Genomic DNA, 2,903 nt, shown 5'->3' with positions numbered 1-2,903 from the left:
ATTATTTACTTTCTTGTCGGCAACCAGCGAGAGAGAGGAGGGGCAGGAGCGCAGGTATTGATAGGGGGTCAGGCCGAACTCCTGCTTGAAGCGGGCGGCAAAGCGGCTGGGGGAGTCGTAGCCACAGGCGAGGGCCGTCTCCAGCGGCGCCAGACCCTGTTGCAGCAGGGTGAGGGCGTGGCTCATGCGCACCTGGGTCAGTAGCTGGCGAAAGCTGCGCCCCTCGGCGGCCAGCTTGCGCGCCATGGAGGCGCGGCTCATGGCGAAGTGCGGTGCGACCCCCTCCAGGGTGTGATCGGCGCCCGGTTCCACCCCGAGGTAGCGGGCCAGCCGCTCGCCGAGGGTCATGGTGTGGGCGGGAAACAGCAGGTCGAGCCCGCCGGCGGCCTGCAGCTCGGCATAAAAGCCCTGCAGCAGCTGGGCCTGGGTGGCCTCATTGAGCCGCCGATCCGCCATGGAGCAGACCAGCTCGAAACAGAAGGCCAGCGCCGGACTGACCGCGAGGCGCGGCTCCCTGAGCGGGCCGGTCTGGGCGGTGCTGAGCCATTCGACGGGGGGCGGGGTCAACAGGGTCAGCGCGCGGGAGCGAAACTTGCCCTGCTCCGGCTGGTTGACGAAGGTGAGCTGGTGACCGGCCGGGATCAGCAGCCAGCTCGCCTGATCGAATGCCAGGCGCTTCTCCTGCCACCACAACTGCTTGTGACCCTGCTCCACCCAGATGATGGTGGGGGCGTAGATGAGCACCCGGTGCAGCGGCTGCTGGCGGATCCCGAGATAGTGGTGCAGTTGCAGCAGCGGCGTGCTCATCCGGTGGACTCCTAGGGGGTGACGAAGGTGGCGGTCAGGGTGGCCTTGCCAAGGGCCATGCTGTTGAGCATGTAGCCTACCATGGCGGGCGGGGTGTCTGCCTTCACCTCCAGGGTCTGGGGCAGGGCCCAGGCGGTGAACTGGTAGCGGTGCATGCCGTGGCCGGCGGGCGGGCAGGGGCCGCCGTAGCCCTGGCTGCCGAAGTCGGTCTTGAGCTCCAGCCCCTGCTTGAGCTTGCCGGAGGCGTTGCTCGGCAGCTCGCGCTGACTGGCCGGCAGGTTCACCACCAGCCAGTGCCACCAGCCGCTGCCGGTGGGGGCGTCGGGGTCATAGGCAGTGATGGCGACGCTCTTGGTGCCGGCGGGCAGATCTTGCCAGCTCAGCTGGGGCGAGCGGTTGTCGCCGCTGCAGCCAAAGCCGTTGAAGCTGAAGGCCTTGTCCATCAGCTGGCCTTCGTGGATGTCGCTGCTCTTTAGGGTCATGGCACTGGCGGGCAGGGCCGCCACGCACAGCAGGGAGAGCAGGGGGGTGCGCTTGGCAATCTTCATGGTGAGGCTCCTCGGTGGATGATGGGATCAGTCTAGCGAAGAGGGGGAAAAGATGAGTAACCCAACCGCTCAAAGTGGTCGTCCTGCTGCCATGATATGAGTCGTTGTGTTGATTGTGGTGAGCGCTGCGAAAGCGCGGTGGTGCCCTCGGGCATAAAAAAACCGGCATCATGGATGCCGGTTTTTTACTGTGCTGACAGCCGATCGCGCGACTTAGCGCAGGATCATCTCGTCACGGCCCGGGCCGACGGAGACCATCGGCACCGGTACGCCCAGCAGCTCTTCGATGCGCAGTACGTACTGCTGAGCCGCTTTGGGCAGCTCGGCGAAGGTGCGGCAGCCGGTGATGTCTTCGCTCCAGCTCTCCATCTGCTCGTAAACCGGCTTGAGGGCGGCGGTTTGCGGCCAGATCGGGTTCTCGGTGTGGGCACCTTCATAGGCCACGCAGATCTTCAGATCCGGCAGACCGGTCAGGCAGTCCAGCTTGGTCAGGGCCACTTCGGTGGCGGCCTGCAGCTCGACACCGTTCTTGGTGGCGACGGCGTCGAAGTAGCCGACGTCACGGGGACGGCCGGTGGTGGCACCGAATTCGTTGGCGATCTTGCGGAACTCGTCCTGGTTCTCCATGGCGGTCAGCAGGGTGCCGGTACCGACGGAGGTGCTGAACGCCTTGGCGACAGCGATGACGCGCTCGGGACGCAGACCCGGCAGGCCGCCACCGATGCCGGCGTAGGCGCCGGAAACGTGGGAGGAGGTCACCCAGGGGTACTCGCCGTAGATCAGGTCACGGCCGGCGCCCAGCTGGGCTTCGAACAGCAGGGTCTTGCCTTCGGCCTGCAGCTCCTTGAGCGGCATGCTGACGTTGCAGACGGAGTCGAGCCAGGGGGCAGACACTTCCAGCAGCCAGTCAGCCATCTCCTGGGCGGTCTGGTTGAATTCGAAGGTCGGGTAGAGGGCCTTGAGCTGCGGCAGTTTCCAGTCGAGGAAGAATTGAATGCGCTCGACCAGTACTTCCGGCTGTTTCAGCCAGCCCACCAGGATCGCTTTCTTCATGACGCGATCGCCGTAGGCGGGAGCGATGCCCTGACGGGTGGAACCGTAGGCACCGTCGCCCAGGCGCTGCTCTTCCAGGGTATCTTCCATGGCGTGCAGCGGCAGGCAGAGGGTGGCGCGATCAGAGATGGCCAGCTTGGGAGTGACGCCGGAGGCTTTCACTTCGTCCAGCTCGACGGTCAGTTTCTCGGGGCTGATCACCATGCCCGGGCCCAGCACGACCAGGCAATCCGGGTTGAACACACCGCTCGGAACCTGGTGCAGCTTGAAGGTGCCAAGGTCGTTGACGACGGTATGGCCGGCGTTGTTGCCGCCCTGGAAGCGAATGCTGGCGCCAGCTTGGCCTGCCAGATAATCCACGATGCGGCCTTTGCCTTCATCACCCCAGTTGGCACCTACGACTACGATAGACGACATGACTCTTTCTCCTAAGACGTTAGGCGATCATCCTAGGAGGCCGGGGCGGATTAGAAAAATTAATTATCTTTATAATTC

General features: G+C 64.6%; 3 protein-coding genes. All 3 read right to left on the bottom strand.

All coding sequences use genetic code 11. The features are described 5' to 3' along the window. Positions 1–807 (bottom strand): helix-turn-helix transcriptional regulator (locus CAK78_RS10575; RefSeq protein WP_094697231.1); only part of this gene is annotated, 807 nt, incomplete at its 3' end. Positions 808–818: 11 nt separating this feature from the next. After that, on the bottom strand, positions 819–1,355 hold the full coding sequence (locus tag CAK78_RS10570; protein WP_094697230.1) for a YbhB/YbcL family Raf kinase inhibitor-like protein: 537 nt from the start codon (positions 1,353–1,355) through the stop codon (positions 819–821). A 213-nt stretch (positions 1,356–1,568) separates the two neighbouring features. Beyond that, positions 1,569–2,825 (bottom strand): adenylosuccinate synthetase, encoded by a 1,257-nt coding sequence (locus tag CAK78_RS10565; RefSeq protein ID WP_094697229.1) that lies wholly within the window; start codon positions 2,823–2,825, stop codon positions 1,569–1,571. Positions 2,826–2,903: the final 78 nt, after the last annotated feature.

The sequence above is a fragment of the Aeromonas sp. A35_P genome (genome assembly GCF_002259925.1).
GTDB lineage: Bacteria > Pseudomonadota > Gammaproteobacteria > Enterobacterales > Aeromonadaceae > Aeromonas > Aeromonas dhakensis.
Note: the sequence above shows the minus strand (reverse complement) of the source record. Positions and strands in the feature narration are given on the sequence as shown.